Source organism: Pedobacter sp. PACM 27299, from assembly GCF_001412655.1.
Classification (GTDB): domain Bacteria; phylum Bacteroidota; class Bacteroidia; order Sphingobacteriales; family Sphingobacteriaceae; genus Pedobacter.
Genome location: NZ_CP012996.1, coordinates 2,330,596 through 2,347,322 on the forward strand (window position 1 = coordinate 2,330,596; position 16,727 = coordinate 2,347,322).

The 16,727-nt window shown below is 38.5% G+C and carries 13 protein-coding genes; 9 read left to right on the plus strand and 4 right to left on the minus strand.

Features of this window, described 5'->3' with window-relative positions; all coding sequences use genetic code 11:
* Positions 1-31 precede the first annotated feature (31 nt).
* The 5 genes from AQ505_RS09715 (at position 32) to rplT (ending at position 4,313) form a co-directional block, all read left to right on the plus strand.
* Complete coding sequence (locus AQ505_RS09715; RefSeq protein ID WP_062547996.1) at positions 32-769, plus strand: (Fe-S)-binding protein; 738 nt, start codon at positions 32-34, stop codon at positions 767-769.
* Between the two features lie 387 nt (positions 770-1,156).
* Entirely contained in the window at positions 1,157-3,082 is a 1,926-nt protein-coding gene (gene thrS, locus AQ505_RS09720; RefSeq protein ID WP_062547997.1) for a threonine--tRNA ligase, read from the plus strand.
* A gap of 13 nt (positions 3,083-3,095) precedes the next feature.
* On the plus strand, positions 3,096-3,665 hold the full coding sequence (infC, locus tag AQ505_RS09725; protein WP_015807729.1) for a translation initiation factor IF-3: 570 nt from the start codon (positions 3,096-3,098) through the stop codon (positions 3,663-3,665).
* Between the two features lie 28 nt (positions 3,666-3,693).
* Positions 3,694-3,894 (plus strand): 50S ribosomal protein L35, encoded by a 201-nt coding sequence (rpmI, locus tag AQ505_RS09730; RefSeq protein WP_062547998.1) that lies wholly within the window; start codon positions 3,694-3,696, stop codon positions 3,892-3,894.
* Positions 3,895-3,968: 74 nt separating this feature from the next.
* Positions 3,969-4,313 carry a 50S ribosomal protein L20 gene (gene rplT / locus AQ505_RS09735; protein ID WP_062547999.1) on the plus strand — a complete coding sequence of 115 codons (345 nt, stop codon included), beginning with the start codon at positions 3,969-3,971 and terminating at the stop codon, positions 4,311-4,313.
* Positions 4,314-4,379: 66 nt separating this feature from the next.
* On the opposite strand, the gene bioD is transcribed toward rplT, so the two are convergent.
* From bioD to AQ505_RS09750, 3 genes are all read right to left on the minus strand, one after another.
* Positions 4,380-4,991 (minus strand): dethiobiotin synthase, encoded by a 612-nt coding sequence (gene bioD, locus AQ505_RS09740; RefSeq protein ID WP_062548000.1) that lies wholly within the window; start codon positions 4,989-4,991, stop codon positions 4,380-4,382.
* Between the two features lies 1 nt (position 4,992).
* Positions 4,993-6,117: an aminotransferase class I/II-fold pyridoxal phosphate-dependent enzyme gene (locus AQ505_RS09745; RefSeq protein WP_062548001.1), complete on the minus strand. Its 1,125-nt coding sequence runs from the start codon at positions 6,115-6,117 to the stop codon at positions 4,993-4,995.
* A 75-nt stretch (positions 6,118-6,192) separates the two neighbouring features.
* A complete protein-coding gene (locus AQ505_RS09750; RefSeq protein ID WP_062548002.1) occupies positions 6,193-6,969 on the minus strand; it encodes an XRE family transcriptional regulator in 777 nt (258 codons plus the stop codon).
* Between the two features lie 134 nt (positions 6,970-7,103).
* Here AQ505_RS09750 and AQ505_RS09755 point away from each other — a divergent pair, with 134 nt between their 5' ends.
* Complete coding sequence (locus tag AQ505_RS09755) at positions 7,104-7,454, plus strand: GIY-YIG nuclease family protein (RefSeq protein WP_062548003.1); 351 nt, start codon at positions 7,104-7,106, stop codon at positions 7,452-7,454.
* Between the two features lie 116 nt (positions 7,455-7,570).
* Here AQ505_RS09755 and AQ505_RS09760 read toward each other — a convergent pair whose 3' ends face one another.
* Positions 7,571-10,042, minus strand: a complete 2,472-nt coding sequence (locus tag AQ505_RS09760) for a penicillin-binding protein 1A (RefSeq protein WP_062548004.1) — start codon at positions 10,040-10,042, stop codon at positions 7,571-7,573.
* Positions 10,043-11,047: 1,005 nt separating this feature from the next.
* Between AQ505_RS09760 and AQ505_RS09765 the strand changes: the two genes are divergently transcribed.
* The 3 genes from AQ505_RS09765 (at position 11,048) to AQ505_RS09775 (ending at position 16,727) form a co-directional block, all read left to right on the plus strand.
* Positions 11,048-11,629 (plus strand): RNA polymerase sigma factor, encoded by a 582-nt coding sequence (locus tag AQ505_RS09765; protein ID WP_062548005.1) that lies wholly within the window; start codon positions 11,048-11,050, stop codon positions 11,627-11,629.
* A gap of 164 nt (positions 11,630-11,793) precedes the next feature.
* On the plus strand, positions 11,794-12,906 hold the full coding sequence (locus AQ505_RS09770; RefSeq protein WP_062548006.1) for a FecR family protein: 1,113 nt from the start codon (positions 11,794-11,796) through the stop codon (positions 12,904-12,906).
* Between the two features lie 383 nt (positions 12,907-13,289).
* Positions 13,290-16,727, plus strand: a complete 3,438-nt coding sequence (locus tag AQ505_RS09775; RefSeq protein WP_197286343.1) for a SusC/RagA family TonB-linked outer membrane protein — start codon at positions 13,290-13,292, stop codon at positions 16,725-16,727.

A 16,727-nucleotide genomic window follows, 5' to 3' on the forward strand; every position in this document is an offset into this window, starting at 1 on the left:
CATGATAGATTTTAATAAGAATTAGATACCCATGAAGATAGAATTGTTTGTTCCTTGTTTTGTTGACCAGTTATATCCTGAGACTGCATTTAATACGATAAAGCTATTGGAGAAGGCGGGTTGTGAGGTGTTTTATAATTCTGCACAGACCTGCTGCGGTCAGCCGGCTTATAACTCCGGATATTGGGAGCAGGCGAAAGAGACAGGAACGAAGTTTTTAAGTGATTTTTCCGGTACAGATTATATTGTGGCGCCTTCTGCATCCTGCGTTGGCATGGTGAAGAGTGGTTATAGTGATTTGTTTACCAATACCAATCTTCATAATAAATGCCGCAGCATTCAGCAGCATGTATATGAGCTTTCTGATTTCCTGGTGAACGTGTTGAAAAGAGATTATTTTGGTGCGGAACTGGATGGAAAAGCAGTTTATCATGATTCCTGCAGTGGATTGAGAGAGTGTAAGATTAAGGAAGAACCGCGTCAGCTGCTGTCTAAAGTACATGGGCTGGAGATGGTCGAAATGAAGGATACGGATATGTGCTGCGGATTTGGCGGTACGTTTTCTGTGAAGTTTGATGCGATTTCTTCAGCTATGGCTGAGCAAAAAGTAAATAATGCCCTGGAAATGGGCGCTGAATATGTGATCTCGACCGATTTATCCTGTCTGATGCACTTGCAGGGATATATCGATAAAAACAACATTCCTTTGAAAACAATGCATTTGGCAGATGTTTTAGCGAATGGCTGGTTAGAAAGTACAGAGTATTAATTTTTTTATAAAAAGGATAAAAAGACCTGTTTGTGGTCGGGTAGTGTTCGGGAAGAGAAGGGCCTTATAATAGGGGCCGGAGGGGGTTCGGTTAGGGTTCGGTTAGGGTTGGCTTAGTCTCTGCTATCTGAACCCTAACCGAACCCCTTCCTGCAGCTAAAGAAATGCAGGTCTCTTCCCAAGTACATTCCGACTGCCTTATGGCGACTATCGTAATTTATAAAAATGATTGCTTGAACAAGGCTATATTTTCGGACTTGAATTGTTATATTTGTACCAGTGACAGGTGAAAAAACTGTCATTGTTTAGGTAATGTTTTATTACACGTAGAATAAGAGTTGTCTAAATTACTTAAAATCAATTAATTAACTTAAATCATAGTTGTAGATGATTAATATTACACTGCCTGATGGTTCTAGCCGTCAGTATGAAAAGGGTATAACAGCCCATCAGATTGCACTCTCTATTTCAGAGGGATTAGCGCGCAACGTATTAGCTGCGGAAGTAAACGGTGAAATTTGGGATTCTTCCAGGGCAATTGAAAGCGATTCAACTGTAAAGTTGCTGACCTGGAATGATGCTGCTGGTAAGGCTACATTCTGGCATTCTTCTGCCCACCTTATGGCGGAAGCATTAGAGGCTTTATATCCGGGTACAAAATTCGGTATTGGTCCTGCTATTGAAACTGGATTTTACTATGATGTAGATTTCGGCGACAGGGAGTTTTCTTCGGATGATTTCAAAGCGATTGAAGCGAAGATGATTGAGCTTGCTAAGCAAAAACAAGTTTTTGTAAGGGAGAGCGTTTCTAAAGCGGATGCAATTAAATATTTTACAGAAAAAGGTGATGAGTACAAACTGGACCTGTTAGAAGGACTGGAAGATGGAAAGATCACATTCTATAACCAAGGTGAGTTTACAGATCTTTGTCGTGGGCCGCACATTCCAAATACCGGTTTTGTTAAAGCGGTAAAATTGATGAATGTTGCAGGTGCTTACTGGCGCGGTGATGAAACTAAAAAACAATTAACCCGTATTTATGGGGTAACTTTCCCTAAAGCGTCTGAGCTGACTGAGTACCTTCACATGATTGAAGAGGCGAAGAAAAGAGATCATCGTAAGTTGGGTAAAGAACTGGAATTATTTGCTTTCTCTGAGAAAGTAGGTATGGGATTACCATTGTGGCTGCCAAAAGGTGCTGCTTTGCGTGAGCGTCTGGTTCAGTTTTTAACGAAAGCACAGGCAAAATCAGGATATGAGCAGGTAGTTACGCCTCATATTGGCCATAAGAATTTATACATTACTTCTGGTCACTACGAGAAGTATGGTAAAGATGCTTTTCAACCAATTAAAACCCCACAAGAAGGGGAGGAGTTTTTCCTTAAACCGATGAACTGCCCTCACCACTGTGAGATTTATAAAGTAAAACCTCGTTCTTACAAGGACCTTCCTTTGCGTTTTGCAGAGTTTGGAACGGTATACCGTTACGAGCAGAGTGGTGAGCTTCATGGCTTAACCAGGGTTCGTGGCTTTACTCAGGATGATGCGCATTTGTTTTGTCGCCCGGATCAGGTAAAAGAAGAATTCAAAAAAGTAATTGACCTGGTATTGTATGTATTTAAGTCTCTTGGATTTAACGACTACACTGCACAGATTTCTTTGAGAGATCCTGAAAATAAAACGAAGTACATTGGTACTGATGAAAACTGGGCTTTGGCGGAATCGGCGATCATTGAGGCTGCTGCGGAAAAAGAATTACCTACTGTAGTAGAATACGGTGAGGCTGCATTCTATGGTCCGAAGTTAGACTTTATGGTGAAAGATGCACTGGGCAGAAAATGGCAGTTGGGAACAATCCAGGTAGATTATAACTTACCTGAGCGTTTTGAATTGGAATATACTGGCAGTGACAACTTAAAGCACCGTCCGGTGATGATCCATAGGGCACCATTCGGTTCTTTAGAGCGTTTTATCGCGGTATTGATCGAGCATTGCGCTGGTAATTTCCCATTATGGCTTTCTCCGGAGCAATTTATTATCCTTCCGATCTCAGAAAAGTATGAAGATTATGCAAAAAAAGTTTCAGATGAGCTAAATAATTCCGATATTCGCGGTTTGATTGACTTCCGGGACGAGAAAATTGGAAGGAAAATCAGAGACGCTGAGGTGAAAAAAATCCCTTATATGCTGATCATCGGAGAGAAGGAAATGGCGGAAGGAAAGGTTTCAGTAAGGAAACACGGCACAGGAGATTTAGGTGAAATGACTCAGCAAGAGTTTAGTGAATTATTAATTAAAGAAATAACAATTTAAATAGTATATAAATTTGGCATTAGGCAGACCAGGATTTAACAGGGGACCACGTCCTCCTTTTAAGAAAAAAGAAGCAGAACATAATATTAATCAGTTTATCAGAGCTCAGGAGGTTAGATTAGCTGGAGATAATGTTGAACCGGGGATCTATCCTTTGGCAAAAGCTTTAGCCCTTGCCGACGAATTGGAATTGGATCTTGTTGAGATTTCTCCAAATGCAGTGCCTCCGGTATGTCGGATCATTGATTACAGTAAGTTTGTTTACGAGCAGAAGAAAAAGCAGAAGGAGATTAAAGCAAACGCAAAACAGACTGTCATTAAGGAGATCCGTTTTGGTCCTAACACAAATGATCATGATTTTCAATTTAAGTTGAAACACGCGATCAGTTTCCTTGAAAACGGAGAGAAAGTTAGGGCTTACGTGCACTTTAAAGGTAGAGCGATTGTTTACAAAGAGCAGGGAGAGATTCTATTGCTTAAGTTTGCACAAGCGCTTGAAGATATCGGTAAAGTTGAGCTATTACCTAAGTTAGAGGGTAAGCGTATGTTTTTAACGCTGGCTCCAAAAGTTGCTAAGAAATAAATAAATTACATATTAATAAACACAGGTTATGCCAAAAATGAAAACCAATTCCAGTGCTAAAAAGCGTTTTAAGCTTACTGGAACAGGTAAAATTGCAAGGAAGAATGCCTACAAAAGCCACATCTTAACTAAGATGTCGACTAAACGTAAGCGTAATTTGGGTCACACTTCAATGGTGTCCGCAGCTGATATGGGCAACGTTAAGCGTATGCTTGCCATCGGTAAATAATTAAATTTTTAACCAGGTACCCGGTAGTAAGTTTGCTGTAATACGCAACACCGTTTATCAAAAAACAACACACTATGCCACGTTCGGTAAACGCAGTAGCTTCGAGAAGAAGAAGGAAAAAAGTCCTAAATATGGCCAAAGGCTATTGGGGATCAAGAAGTAAGGTTTTCACAATCGCTAAAAATACGGTAGAAAAAGGTTTGCAATATGCATACCGTGACCGTAAAGTTAAGAAAAGAGAATTCCGTGGATTATGGATTCAACGTATCAACGCTGGAGCTCGTCAACATGGTATTTCTTACTCTCAATTGATCGGTAAATTAGCGACTGCAAACATCGGTTTAAACCGTAAAGTTTTAGCTGATTTAGCAATGAACCATCCAGCAGCTTTCAAAGCAGTTATTGATGCAGTAAAATAGATCTAACGATCATTTTAATCATAAAAAAAGGGAGCTTCTAGCTCCCTTTTTTATTGGCTCTTATTTTTAAAGCTGGATGAATTTTCCGGCTTCCGCAATGGATTCCTTGTTTAAGCTTGCTAATTTTGGGATATGCCCAAGGATGGTGATGCCAGTATAGTTGGCAATATAACTTTCAGATTCTTTATTTGCCCCTCCATTGAAGATGATTCCTTCCACCTGAATATTTCTTGATTTCAATACTTCCAGCGTTAGCAGGGTATGATTGATGCTGCCCAGATAATTCTGTGAAACGATGATCAGTTTTGCATTTAATACTGGGATGAGGTCCAGGATCAATTCTTTCTCGTTAATTGGTACCATTAGTCCGCCAGCACCTTCAATGATTAAATGGTTGTTGGTTACAGGCAGTTTTAGGTCTTGAGCCTTGATTTCAATGCCGTCCAATCTGGCAGATAAATGCGGTGACAGGGGCTGACTTAATCTATATTGCTCCGGATGGATTACTGTTTTTGTACTGCTGATCAGATCTTTGATAGACAAGCTGTCGCTTTGGTCTAGATCTCCGGATTGTATGGGTTTCCAGTAATCTGATTCAAGTTTTTGGGTCAGGATGGCGCTAACGATCGTTTTTCCGATGCCTGTACCGATTCCTGTAATGAAATACGTATTGTTCATGTTATTTTAATAAAACCAATGATTGGATCAAGGCGTTAATTTCTTCTTCTGTATTGTAGGTATGCAGGCAAATCCGTAATCTTTCTGTCCCAATAGGAACGGTAGGGCTCACAATTGCACGGATGTCAAATCCCTTTTGCTGTAAGCTTGCTGCTGCGTTTTTCGCGGAAGTATTGCTCTGGTACCGAATGGTTTGAATGGTGCTTTGGCTGGTAAGCCCCCGATAGCCTGCTGATTTCAGTGCATTGCTGTATTGCTGGATGGTTTGCTGGATCCATGGTGTATGGTCTGCTGAAGCCAGCAGCTGATAGGCGCAGTTGATGCTCGCGATGCTGTGGAGCGGTGCAGCAGTCGTATAAATAAAGGATCGGGCATAATTGAGCAGGTATTCTCTTAAAGGTGCATTTCCTAAAACAATTGCCCCGTGACAGCCGAGTGCTTTTCCGAAAGTGACCACGCGTGCAAATACTTCTTTTTCCAGGCCAAGTTCCTGCACTCGTCCCTTTCCATAAACCCCGAATATGCCTATGGCATGCGCTTCGTCTACGATCAGATTGGCTTCATATTTCTTACAGCAAGCATTGATTTCCTGCAGGGGGGCAAGGTCGCCATCCATGGAATAAACGCTTTCTACCAGGACATATATGTTTCCTGTGGCCAGTTTTAGTTTGGCTTCCAGGGCTTCTATATTATTGTGCTTAAAGGTATATCGGTTGGCGTGACTGAGCCGCGCACCATCAATCAGACTGGCATGGATCAATTCATCGGATATGATGGTATCTCCACGCTGTGCCAGGCTGGAAATCAAACCAACATTGGCATCATAGCCGGAGTTAAAGATCAAGCCGCTTTCTGCCTGGTGAAAATCTGAGATCAACTCTTCGGTTTCCTCCGTGTAGGCGTGGTTGCCGCTGAGTAACCTCGAGCCGCCAGAACCAATAGCCGAATGTGGGATTTGGCTGAGGGTATCGGAGATATTTTGCTGCAGTTCTGCTGATCTGGAAAAGCCCAGGTAATCGTTTGAGCAAAAGTCGATGGGATAGGGATTGCTGGACAATTTTCTCAATGATCCTTTTTCCTTTCTATCCTGTAACTTGTGTAGTATAAACTGCCAGGTCTTATTCATTGTTCCAAAAATAAAGAAAGCAGGAAGAACCTGCTTTCTTTATTTTTAATTTATGCCAATGTTTTGTGCTTTTTTTTAGTTTTTATTGAGCTGAGAGATTGATTTCTGCATTTGTGCCATCATGCTGCTCAGTGTTTCGATACTTGGTTCTGGTGTTGGATCTGGAAGTGTAGAAGAGATAAAGGCTTTTGCTTTCCATATTTCCAGGATGTCATCTGAGGAGATGGTATAAGGATCGTAGAGTTTATTGTCGGAAACGAGTTTCAATTCTTTGTTCTCTTTGAATTTATTACCCGCTCTTTTATAGACTACGCCTTCATTTTTACTGATGACAATATAGGTTTCTCCAATTTTAACATCATTCCAGTTGTCAAGGTATTCGGCTAGGATGATACTTCCGGATTGGATAGGCAGCATAGAATCTCCCAAAATTTCGAAAGCTCTGAATGTCCCTTGTTTTAGGAAGGGGAGTGGCAGTTGAAACTTCGGTAAGTCTTTGATGTATTCTGGGTCAGAGAATCCGTTCAGGTAGCCTGCACTTGCTTTTACCGGCACCATTTCAATGTTCTCTTTATCGTCTTTATCTACCGAAATACTGAGTATTCTTAGGTTAGATCCCTGGCTTTTTAGCTTCGGTTTCCAGCTATCGCTGATACTTTCATTGATAAACTCATCAATAGTGAGGTCAAAGAATTCTGCTATTTTTTTTAGCAAATCGTATTTTGGTTCTGCGCGGTCTTCTTCGTAGGCACCAATAAGCGATCTCTTAATCCCCATAGCATCAGCGAATTGTTGCTGTGTGAGGCCTTTTTTCTTTCTTAGATACTTTAGGTTAGGGGAGATATTTGACATAAAATAAAAGTTTAGTATTTATTTGTTTTTACTAATATAGTTAGTATTATTGTACCAATAAAGTTAGTAATTATAATTCGAATACCAAATAGGTATACTAACTTAATTAGTTTGTATCATTTAAACCTACAGTCATGAAGAAATTTGTATATATCGTAACCGATAGAAACCGCAAGAGTTTACATGTTGGAATGAGCTCTGATCTAATTAAAACGCTTGACTTTTACAAGCAGATGCCGAATCTGTTTTTTGATTGTGGGCAGCAGCTCACCAGATTGGTATATTTCGAAGAATTCAAGACTGAGGCCCAGGCATTGGGTAGGTTTAAGGTGATCAGTCGTTTTACAAGGATACAGAAGGAGCGGATGGTGAGGTCTTGCAATCCAAATTGGATTGACCTGACGATAGGGCTGGATTTTGAACATATCCTCAGCAGTAAGCCCCTGGTAAATCAGGTAGCACTGCCATTTAACATCATGTCTTAAGAAGTTACGGTGGGAATGATAAATCCATTTTATATAAAAATGTCCTATAAAATAGGCCGGTGTGCAGGCTATATTTTATAGGACATTGCTTAAATACTGAATTCTATCGAATAGCTTTATTTAGCGGGCTTATTTTTTTCCTGTTCTTTCTTTATGCGCTCTTTCTCTTTTTCCTCTTCACGTTCTTTCTTCCTCTGGTCTCTTTTTTCTTTTCTGGTCAAAGGAACTTCGGCAGCGGGTTGTTTTACAGGTTCTGGAGTCTTTTTATCCTCTGTTTTGATAATGTCTTCTTCTTTTACTACCGGCTGCTGATCATCAGTTAGGGGTGCATCAAAATTAGTAGAATCTACGGCCAGACTATCTGTAGTTGTGGTATCTACTTTGATTCTTGGACTCGGACAATCAATTGTTCTGGTAATTTTCACTTTAGCTTTCGGGAAAGGACCGTAGGTATATCCTGTACTAGGATCATGGTATACTTTTTCCATGAACTTGGCAAAGATGGGTAAGGCCGTTCTTGAACCTTCTCCGGTTGCACCATTGTTAAAGTGTGCGGTACGTTCATCACATCCTACCCAAACACCTGTTACCAGGTCTTTAGTAACGCCCATATACCAGGCATCTACATAGTCAGAAGAAGTACCTGTTTTTCCACCAATCTGATTTCCTTTTTTCCAAAGATCCCATTCCCAAAGTGCCTGAGATGTTCCGCCTGGTTCTTCCATACCTCCACGGAGCATGTATAGCATCAGCCATGCAATCTCTTCAGAAAGCACTCTTTTTGTTTTCGCTTTAAAGTCTTCAATAATATTGTCGTCTTGGTCGGTAATTTTCTCTACTAAAATAGGATCTGTTCTTACTCCTTCATTCAGGAAAGTACTGTATGCCCTTACCATTTCATATACAGAAACGTCATTTGGGCCAAGGCTCACAGATGGTACTGCTTGCAGCGGACTTTCAATACCACATTCTTTAGCCCATTTCACTACATTATCTGCACCTACTGCTTCAGTAACCTGTGCCGTAATGGTATTTACAGATTTACCCAAGGCCCAGCGCAGCGACATTTCTCGGTAGCTATAGTTCCAATCGGCATTTTTAGGTTCCCAATATTCTGTTTTACCTTTTTCCTGGTAAGCGATTTTTACGGGCTTATCAGTGAATTTATCACAAGGACTCATTCCTGCTTCCAATGCGGCGAGGTAGGCAAAGGGTTTGAAGGTTGATCCTGCTTGTCTTTTACTTTGGTTAACGTGATCGTATTTGAAAAACTTATGGTCGATACCACCTACCCAGACTTTGATCTTTCCACTGAATGGATCCATAGTCATCATTCCGGCATTCATGATCTTTCCGTAGTAACGGATAGAATCCATGGTAGAGAACAAGGTGTCACGATCGCCTTTCCAGGTAAAGATTTTCATCTTCTTCTTTTTATTGAAGTAGGCTTTTACAGAATCTGGGCTGTTGCTGTATTTCTTTTCTAATAAGGCATAGATTGGAAGTTTGCGCATGGCACGATCCGGATAGTCTACTTTTTTCTTTTCAGAATCCTGCCAAGGGTCTTCATTACCCCAGACGCTATAGAATCTTTTCTGAATGATCTTCATTTGATCGGCTACGGCTTCTTCTGCATATTTTTGCAGTTTTGAATCGATGGTGGTGTAGATCTTTAAGCCATCTTCGTAAAGGTCATAGTCATTGTCGTCTGCCCATTTTTCAAGGTATTTGTCGACTGCCGCACGTAAATAAGAATCTCCATCGCCGCCTTCTTCAATGCTGCCTTCTTTAAGTTTGATCGGCGTATTTTTAAAGGTATCTAATTGTTGCTTGTTGATGTAATTGTACTTGTTCATCTGAGCAAGTACCACATTTCTGCGTTCCAGTGCCTTATCTGGATTTCTCAAAGGATTGTAAATGGAAGTTCCTTTTAGCATTCCTACCAGCAATGCAGATTCCGGTACCTGAAGCTCATTTGGCCCTTTGTCAAAATATACTCTGGAGGCAGTTTTTATTCCGAAAGCATTGTTACCAAAGGAGACCGTGTTGAGATACATCGTGATGATGTCATTTTTAGAATAGTTGGATTCCAGTTTTACGGCAGTCATCCATTCTTTTAATTTGGAAACAATGGTACGAACTACAGGAATGTGTTTAATCACACCTTGTGATTTATTATACCTGGTGCGGTAAAGGTTTTTTGCCAGCTGCTGTGTAATGGTACTTGCCCCACGCTTGTCGCCGGTAGCAGTAGAAATCCCACTGGATAACAACGAGCGGAAATCTATACCCATGTGGCTATAAAAACGAACATCTTCCGTAGCGATTAGCGCTTCAATAACGCTGGGCGAGATCTCTTTAAAGCTCACCGGTGTACGGTTTTCCTTATAATAACGGCCGATCAATTTCCCATCGGCAGTATAAAGTTCAGAGCCTACACTTTGAGTGGGTGCTTTGATGTCTTTATAAGATGGGGAGTAGCCAAATAGCCACAAGAAGTTGAGCTGCAGGGCGCAGAAGAATATGATGATGCAATATAGGAATATGCTGATGTAGCGAATATACTTATTGCGGATTTCTTTAAACATGGACGTAAAGATGAAAAAAAAACGTAAAATAGTTCGTGTTAAATAGTGTTAAAACTTGTAACGCAAATTAACATAAAAAAATTGCGAATGCACTTATTTGTTGTTCAAAAGGCCCTCGTATGTATATCTCTATATAAAAGAGGCCTTAGGATGTTAAAATATCGTTTATACAATTTACAGGTAAAAAACGCTTTCTGCCTTATTTTAAGATTAAATTTATTGTGGTGATGATTTGATATTTTAATTAGATAATTGTTTTGTTTATTGTGTTATTATTGTTATATTAGTTTACGTTACCAATATGGGTCCATCTGATATATACTAAGTATCATGCAGATCCCTCCGGCAGTAATTATTCAATGGCAATTGTTTTGTCGGCCAGTCATCAATATCTATTCAGTAAGATTTTAATTCGCTTTAATTTTCAATCCGTTGTCTGTCAGTTCAGCAAGATTAATCGGGTTGCAGTATTCTATTTGCCTTAAATTTCAATTACTCAGCAATACCCAGTTTTAGCATCCTTTAAGGAATTCCCTTTTAGGTTGCTTTAGAATTGAGTGTCATTTTTAACCTGATTATTATAAGAATGAATAACCTTTAAACTGTCAATTATGTATAAAAATATGATAATGCCCACAATTCTCACTAAATCTATGAATCCTCATTTTGGAAGTTCACAAATTACGTGTTTCTCACTCCTGAAAGCGTTAATGTGCTGTTGTATTGAGTTTTATGTTGATTTTTTTATCGAAATAATTACATTAATCGAAAACTTTTGGGATTTGAGTTTCGTACGTACCGAAAATAGGAAGCATCCTTATTTTTAGAGCTATTAGCGCTTTTTTTGGATTATAGCTGGTTATTCTGGCCTAAAAAAATAAAAAAAAGAGCGGAAAAATAGCACGTTAGGGATAACGGTTTTATAAATAATTCCTGAATGCTATAAAAGTATAAAAAATATATAATTATTATAAGGCTCAAACTTGATATTTTAAGTTGGAATATATGAGATCACTTGCTGACTATAAAGATTATTCGGACGCTCAACTTGTAGATTTACTGAGGGCAGATGACCATTCCGCTTTTGATGAAATTCTAAAAAGGTATAGTGCTATCCTAATCAACTTTACTTATAGGAGGGTCGCTGATCTGCCACTGGCAGAAGACCTGGTGAATGATGTATGGGTTGACCTATGGTCGAAGCGCAGTCAGTATGCTTACGCGAATGGCTTCGAGGCTTTTATCTTTACAGCGATGAGAAATAGGGTTCTACTTCATTTTAGAAGAGGAAAGATTACTCAACGTTATATTGATCACTTTAAAGCGACCTATTGTGAGGAACACGAATCCTCAGATTTACTGATTCGATCAAATGACCTCTCCGCACTGATAGAAAAGGAAATTGCTGCGCTTCCCATTAAAATGCGGGAAGTTTTTGAATTGAGCAGAAAGACGGCTATGAGCCGCAAAGAGATCGCGGAATATCTGAAAGTTCCTGAAAACACGGTGAAAACCAATATGCATAGGGCCTTAAAAACCTTAAAAACTAAGCTGGGGCCAGTCATGGTGTTTGTTTTTATGATCTAATTCACAGTTACTTAACATTTTTTTAATATTTATTGAACCCTAACTTAACAGCAGTGTACTGTAGTTGTATAAGACATGAAAAGGAATGTAGTTCAATTGATAAACTAATTCTGGTCGTATAAAAGAATATATACTACGATAAAACCATATCAAATAGATAAGAAATGGAAAAGCTAAACATAGCGGACTTACTGGAAAAATATAATGAAGGTAACTGCAGTCCCGAAGAATTAGCTTTTGTTGAAAATCTACTCCTGGAGCAGAATCCAACAGCAGTGGAGCTGACGGATATAGAATTGAATGCAGCAGAAGAACGCAGTATTCTTAGAGGACAGGAAATACCTGCTGTAGGAGCCAAAAAAATAAACTGGTCTCTAGGTACTTTCTTAATTGCGGCTTCGATAGCACTTGTTTGTGGAGTATGGACTATTTTCTTTGCAAGAGAGCCTACTCCAGGCAATTATGTAACGGATATTAATCCAGGTGGTAATAAAGCGTTATTGACGCTTGAAAGTGGAAAAAAGATTCAATTGAGTGATACAAAAACAGGTGTTGTAATTGATGCCTCGAAATTGTCCTATAATGATGGGACTTTGATTAACAATGAAGCATCGAAAACATTTACAATTTCAACACCGCGTGGTGGAACATACCAGGTGCGTTTGCCAGATGGATCTATGGTATGGCTAAATGCGGCTTCAAGTTTAACTTACAGGACGGCTTTAAAAGAAGATGGGGGGATCCGTCGTGTAAAGCTTACTGGAGAGGCTTATTTTGAAGTAGCAAAAGATAAAGAACATCCATTTGTGGTCAGTACTGATAAACAGAATGTGACTGTTTTGGGGACACATTTTAATATCAATAGCTATACGGATGAGGCTTCGGTAAGAACTACTCTTTTTGAAGGGAGTGTTCGAGTCGCACCTTTATCAAGCTCAGGAAATCCTCTGCTTGAAAATGCAAAGATCCTTAAACCTGGAACACAGGCCATTAACTCTGGAAATGTCATTGAAATAGCACCTGCAGATGCTGATTTGGCGATATCCTGGAAGAACGGTGAGTTTGCCTTTAAGAATGAGACCCTGGAAGAAATCATGAAAAAAGTATCCAGATGGTATGATGTAGAAGTTGTTTTTGAAGATCCGAAAGTAAAAAGAAAAATATTTGGAGGTTCTATCTCCAAGTTTGAAAAAGTATCAAAAGTACTCGGTATGCTGGAGCTTACCGGAGATGTGAAATTTAAAATTGATGATAAAAAGATCCTAGTTACCCAATAACGTTCCAATCTGGTTAACGCTCTCATTTTTGTTTCAACTGTTCCGCAATTTGGTACAGATGGACTATATAATTAACTGAATAACCTCAACCTAAACCTGATTGAAATGATGAAACGCATCAAAAGAAATTCAACATAAATCCCCCCCAGGGACTAGGCAGAAAAGGCCAGGGGTGCTCGATACACATCCTGGCCAAATGCCGAAATTACAGATAATAGAGTGACTATCAACTTAAAACCAGGCAAGCAAACTTAGGAAAATTTAGCTTATGAGCAAAATTATGATTTCGCCTACCCCTAAGTCTTGTCGTACCAGATGAAATGGACAGAATATGCTATAAACCCGACGAACTTAAATGTTCTGTCTTTAAAATCCTGCGGATAATGCGCTTAACCACCGTTATACTTATCGCCACTCTAATGCAGGTCAGCGCTTCAGGCTTCAGCCAAAGGAAGGTGACTTATGTAAAGAAAAAAACTAATCTATGGGACCTTTTTGTTGCGATTAAAGCACAAACTGGTTATAAAGTTTTATGGTCAGATGAAGTGATCAAAACATCCGAAGCTATAGATGCTAATTTTAAAAATGCAACGGTTCAGGAAGTGATGGATAAAGTCCTTACCGGAAAACCAGTAACGTATGTATTGCAAGATGAAATGATAGTGATTAGGAGAGAGGAGCCTTCCTTTCGTGAACCTATTGTTAGGAATACTGCTCCAATTGATGTTACTGGCCGTGTGCTTGATGAGAATAATGTACCATTGGTGGGAGCCACTGTAAAAGTTAAAGGTACTTCCAGGACTGCGTTGACGAATAATAAGGGGGAGTTTTCTTTGAAAAATGTAGATGATAAAGAGGTGCTTGTGATTTCATTTTTGGGGTTTGAAACTATAGAGGTAAAGGCTGCTGAAGCTTCTAATTCTATAAAGTTATTGGCCAGTAGTGATAAGCTGGATGAAGTACAAATTGTAAGTACGGGGTATCAGAATATTCCTAAGGATAGGGCTACGGGTTCATTTACAATTATAGATAATAAGTTATTAAATAGAGCGGTTAGTCCGAATTTACTTGACAGATTAAAAGGGGTGACCAATGGTTTGTTAATTGATCCTCTTGTTGGCAATCCAACTGGGATCAGTATTCGCGGAAGAAGTACGATATTCTCCAATACTACCCCATTAATTGTGATTGATAATTTTCCTTTTGAAGGGGATCTTAACTCTATAAATCCAAATGATATAGAAAATGTGACGGTGTTAAAAGATGCAGCTGCAGCTTCGATTTGGGGAGTTAGGGCTGGAAATGGAGTAATTGTGATTACCACAAAGAAAGGAAGTTTTAATAAGAAGACTGAAATTACCTTAAATTCCAATGTAACCTTAACTGATAAACCTAATTTATATTACCAACCTCAACTGAGTTCTGCTGAATGGATTGATATTGAAAAAAAATTATTTGCAGAAGGTAAATATACTCCTGAGCTTAGTAATAATTGGCAGAGTATTTCACCGGTGATTGAGTTGCTTTCAAAAAAAACAGCTGTTAATTCGGTATCAATAGACGCTCAGGTAGAAGCCTTAAAACAGTATGATATACGCGATCAAATTGATAAGTATTTCTACCGAAAGGGAGTACAGCAACAATATTTCTTGAATTTAAATGGTGGAGGCAGTAATAATAACTATAATTATTCTGTAGGTTATGATCGTAATGACCCTATTGATGTGGGAATTTCGAAAAATAGATACACAGTTAGGGGTGCTAATACTTATGGTTTTTTAAATAATAAACTACAAATTACAGCTGAATTTATACTAAATCGGTTGTCATTTGCAAATGATGCTGCAGGGCGATTAAATACAGCAAAGTTCCCTTATGAACAACTGGCCACTGATGATGGAAATCCTTTACCAGTGTTAATTGGAGATTTAAGGGCATCTTATACTGATGTAGCCGGAAATGGTAAACTTTTAGATTGGAAATATAGACCACTAGATGAACTTAGATCGAAAGCTAATATAGTAACTTCGGAATCAACTGATATTCGTTTCAATACCGGTATTAACTATAGGTTTTTAAAGCCACTTTTGATTTCAGCAAATTATCAATACTTTAAATCTGTTGGTTCCAGCAATCAAATGGCTGATCTAAACTCCTACGAGACAAGAAATAGTATAAACACATTTACTCAGATTAATAAGACTACAGGAGAAATTACTTACCCGTGGCCGAAGGGAAATACATATAGTGAAGCCAATAGCCTAATGAATACAAATTATGGTCGTATTCAATTAGACTTTCAAAAGCAATTTTTAACTAAACATAATATTAGTGCAATTGCGGGATATGAAATTCGTTCAGAAAAAGGAGAAAATTTGAGTGTTATCTTATATGGATACGATCCTTCAACAAAAATGTCTCGGACTCGTGATAATATAACATATTTTCCTTATTTCTATAATTCGAATAGTATGCGATTTAGTAGTAATGGAATCGGACAATCAGGAACAATCAACAACTATATTTCCTATTATGCAAGCGGAACTTACACATTTGATGATCGCTATATTTTGTCAGGAAGTTTTCGTAAAGATGAATCAAATCTTTTTGGTGTTAATACTAATCAGAAGGGGGTACCCTTATGGTCAATGGGTATTGCATGGAATGTAAATAAAGAATCTTTTTATCATTTTGATTTCCTCCAACAATTGCAACTGAAAGGAAGTTTTGGCTATAATGGTAACGTAAATAAATCAATTTCAGCTTATACAACCGCTATTCCCATTTCAGCAAACCGTTTTAATTCCCCTTATTTATCTATAATAAATCCACCAAATCCTTCTTTACGTTGGGAACGTGTACAAAATATAAATCTAGGCGTATACTTTGGACTTAAAAGAAATATAGTCACTGGAAGCCTGGAGTTCTATCTCAAAAAAGGAATGGATTTAATTGGTACTTCGCCGATAGCCCCGCAAAGTGGTGTTGTTCAATATACAGGGAATGTTGCAAATACAAAAACTAAAGGAATGGATCTTCAGTTAAATTCCCAAAATATTGACAAAGTATTTAAGTGGTATAGCAATTTTATACTAAATATTTCAAAGGATAAAATAACATCTTACATGCCAAATACGGGAACAAATCGTGATATAATAACAAATACATCTTTTACTCCAAATGTAGGTTATCCAATTAATTCAATTTTTAGTTATAAATCAACAGTTCTTGATCAAAGTGGGAATCCGCAGGGTTATTTGAATTCAGGCGTTAGTACTGACTACACAAAAATCACTGGAGAAAGTAATATTTCTGCGCTAGTTTTTCATGGTTCTATTGTTCCTACGGTCTTTGGCGGAATTAGGAATACCTTCATTTACAGAGAAATAGAATTGTCGATTAATATTATCTATAAGATGGGGTATTATTTTAGAAGAGCGGTATTGCAAAATGGCTCCTTGTTTTCTGGAGTATATGTTAATCCTGAATATGATCAGAGGTGGCAAAATCCAGGAGATGAGAATTTTACTCGTGTCCCTTCTTTGTTATACCCAGTTAATGGCCTTAGGGATGAATTTTATAGATATTCAGATTTTAGCGTCGTAAAAGGGGATCATATTAGGCTCGGAGATATTAAAATTAGCTATTCTTTACCTAATAAAATACTTAAACGGGTGGGATTACAATCGCTTCAGTTTTATGGTTATGCGAACAATTTGGGCATCATATGGGCAGCCAATAATATGAAACTAGACCCTGATATAAATTCTGGATTTCCGACGCCGAAAAGTATTTCTCTTGGTATTAAAACAAATCTTTAA

Coding starts and splice junctions, on each gene's coding strand:
- AQ505_RS09715 (WP_062547996.1), top strand. CDS start 32: ATGAAGATAGAATTGTTTGTTCCTTGTTTTGTTGACCAGTTATATCCT.
- thrS (WP_062547997.1), top strand. CDS start 1,157: ATGATTAATATTACACTGCCTGATGGTTCTAGCCGTCAGTATGAAAAG.
- rpmI (WP_062547998.1), top strand. CDS start 3,694: ATGCCAAAAATGAAAACCAATTCCAGTGCTAAAAAGCGTTTTAAGCTT.
- rplT (WP_062547999.1), top strand. CDS start 3,969: ATGCCACGTTCGGTAAACGCAGTAGCTTCGAGAAGAAGAAGGAAAAAA.
- bioD (WP_062548000.1), bottom strand. CDS start 4,991: ATGAACAATACGTATTTCATTACAGGAATCGGTACAGGCATCGGAAAA.
- AQ505_RS09745 (WP_062548001.1), bottom strand. CDS start 6,117: ATGAATAAGACCTGGCAGTTTATACTACACAAGTTACAGGATAGAAAG.
- AQ505_RS09750 (WP_062548002.1), bottom strand. CDS start 6,969: ATGTCAAATATCTCCCCTAACCTAAAGTATCTAAGAAAGAAAAAAGGC.
- AQ505_RS09755 (WP_062548003.1), top strand. CDS start 7,104: ATGAAGAAATTTGTATATATCGTAACCGATAGAAACCGCAAGAGTTTA.
- AQ505_RS09760 (WP_062548004.1), bottom strand. CDS start 10,042: ATGTTTAAAGAAATCCGCAATAAGTATATTCGCTACATCAGCATATTC.
- AQ505_RS09765 (WP_062548005.1), top strand. CDS start 11,048: ATGAGATCACTTGCTGACTATAAAGATTATTCGGACGCTCAACTTGTA.
- AQ505_RS09770 (WP_062548006.1), top strand. CDS start 11,794: ATGGAAAAGCTAAACATAGCGGACTTACTGGAAAAATATAATGAAGGT.
- AQ505_RS09775 (WP_197286343.1), top strand. CDS start 13,290: ATGCGCTTAACCACCGTTATACTTATCGCCACTCTAATGCAGGTCAGC.